General features: G+C 68.3%; 3 protein-coding genes. All 3 read right to left on the bottom strand.

Going from position 1 to position 2165, the window contains the following annotated elements; genetic code table 11:
* On the bottom strand, nt 1-1431 hold a 1431-nt coding region (locus tag ILT44_RS30225; RefSeq protein WP_204243304.1), incomplete at its 3' end, for a monovalent cation/H+ antiporter subunit D.
* The gene (locus tag ILT44_RS30220; RefSeq protein ID WP_204243305.1) at nt 1428-1772 is read right to left on the bottom strand and encodes a Na+/H+ antiporter subunit C; all 345 of its coding nucleotides are present in this window, start codon (nt 1770-1772) and stop codon (nt 1428-1430) included. The genes ILT44_RS30225 and ILT44_RS30220, both read right to left, overlap by 4 nt.
* The coding region (locus ILT44_RS30215; RefSeq protein WP_204243303.1) for an MnhB domain-containing protein at nt 1772-2165 on the bottom strand (394 nt) is incomplete at its 5' end. The genes ILT44_RS30220 and ILT44_RS30215, both read right to left, overlap by 1 nt.

Genomic DNA, 2165 nt, shown 5'->3' with positions numbered 1-2165 from the left:
GTCGTCCAGACGAGCCCAGAAGGAGCTGATCCCGGCCCGCGTCATGGCGATCAGCGTCGCCAGGCCCGACATCGTCAGGAGGCCGATCAGCATCCAGGTCGAGGTCTGGACCATGGCGCCATCCGTCCTCAGCATCGCCGCCATCATGCCGAACTTGCCGATGAAGCCCGAGAAGGGCGGCAACCCAGCCAGGAGCAGGGCGCAGGTGATGAAACTTCCGCCGAGGGTGGCGATCGTTGCTGGAATGGCGATACCGATCTCGTCCGCCAGTCCCTCGTCGTCGCCCTCGCCATAGGCCTCCATGGTGACGGCCAGCACGTCCGCGCCGGGATCGCGGATGCGCTCGACCAGCTCGACCAGCAGGAAGAGGGCAGCGAGGCCCAAGGTGGAGCTGACGAGATAAAACAGAGCCGAGCCGATGACCGCGCCGCCGCCCGTGCCGATGGCGGCGATCACCGTTCCGGAGGAGACGAGCACGCTGCACCCGGCCAGCCGCGACAGGGTCTGCGAGGCCAGGATGCCGATCGTACCGAACACGATGGTCAGCATGCCGCCGACGAGCAGCCATTGTCCGCCGAATCCGGCGAGCGGACCCGCCTCCGGACCGAACACCAGCGTCCACAGGCGGAGGATGACGTAGACGCCGAGCTTGCTCATGACGGCGAAGATGGCGGCCGCCGGCGCGGAGGCCACCGCATAGGTGGTCGGGAGCCAGAAGTTGAGCGGCCATGCGCCCGCCTTCATCAGGAAGGCCGTGCCGAGGATCGCCGCCGCGGCCGCGAACAGCGCCGCATCGCCTGGCGTGAGGGCGGGGATGCGACTGGCGAGATCCGCCATGTTGAGCGTGCCCGTGACGCCATAGGCCAGGCTGGCGCCGATCAGGAAGAGCAGGGAGGCTGCCAGGTTGACGGCGATGTAGGCAAGGCCTGCCCTGACGCGGGCGGTGCCATCCCCGTGCAGCACGAGGCCATAGGAGGCGGTGAGCAGAACCTCGAAGAACACGAAGAGGTTGAAGAGATCTCCGGTCAGGAAGGCGCCGTTGAGGCCCATGAGCTGGAGTTGGAAGAGCGTGTGGAACCGCGGCCCGGCGCGGTGCCAGCGCGCGAGCGAATACAGCAGCGACGCGATGCCGAGCACGCTGGTCAGAACCAGCATGAGGGCGGAGAGGCGGTCCAGCACCAGCACGATGCCGAACGGCGCGGGCCAGTTGCCGAGCTGGTACACCTTTGCGACCGACCCGCCCGATGCCGCAGGAGCCATGTCGGCCACGCGAAGCAACGTGATCGATACGATGAGCAGGGTGACCGTGGTCGCGATCCCGATCCCGCCCTTGAGCCCGCGGCGGCGCTCGTCGAGCAGGAGCATCACGGCTGCGGAGACCAGCGGCAGTAGGATCGGCACGATGATCAGATGGTCGAGCATGCCCGTCATTGCCCGTCCTCCCGGCCGTCCACGTGGTCGGTGCCCGTGAGGCCGCGCGAGGCCAGCAGGACGACGAGGAACAGGGCCGTCGTCGCGAAGCTGATGACGATGGCGGTGAGCACCAGCGCCTGCGGCAGCGGGTCGGCGTAGAGCGCCGGGTCGACCGCCTCGGTGTTTTCGAGAACAGGCGGTGCGCCGACCCGCAGTCGACCCATGCCGAAGATGAACAGGTTCACCGCATAGGAGAGCAGCGACAACCCGATGATGACCTGGAAGGTGCGCGGGCGCAGCAACAGCCACACTCCCGATGCGGTCAGGACACCCACCGCCAGCGCGAAGATCAGCTCCATCATGCGTTCTCCTTCGTCAGGGCAGGCCTCTCGGCGGGGAGCGGCGAGCGGGTGGCGCGTGGGGCTCGGACCGACTGGTGCGCCAGGGCGACCAGGATGAGCACGGTGGAGCCCACCACGACCGCGAAGACGCCGAGGTCGAACAGCAGCGCGGTGGCGGCCGGCACCTTGCCGATGGCGGGCAGGTCCAGGTACCGGAAATAGGAGGTCAGGAACGGGTGGCCGAACAGCCAGGCACCCATGCCGGTGAGGGCGGCGCAGAGCAGGCCGAGGCCGATCCAACTGACGGGACGGATCCGCAGCCGCGCTTCGATCGAGCGGGTCCCGCCCGCCATGTACTGGAGGATAAGGGCAATCGACATCGTGACCCCGGCCGCGAACCCCCCGCCCGGC

This window comes from Microvirga arvi, from assembly GCF_016892765.1.
Classification (GTDB): domain Bacteria; phylum Pseudomonadota; class Alphaproteobacteria; order Rhizobiales; family Beijerinckiaceae; genus Microvirga; species Microvirga arvi.
Note: the sequence above shows the minus strand (reverse complement) of the source record. Positions and strands in the feature narration are given on the sequence as shown.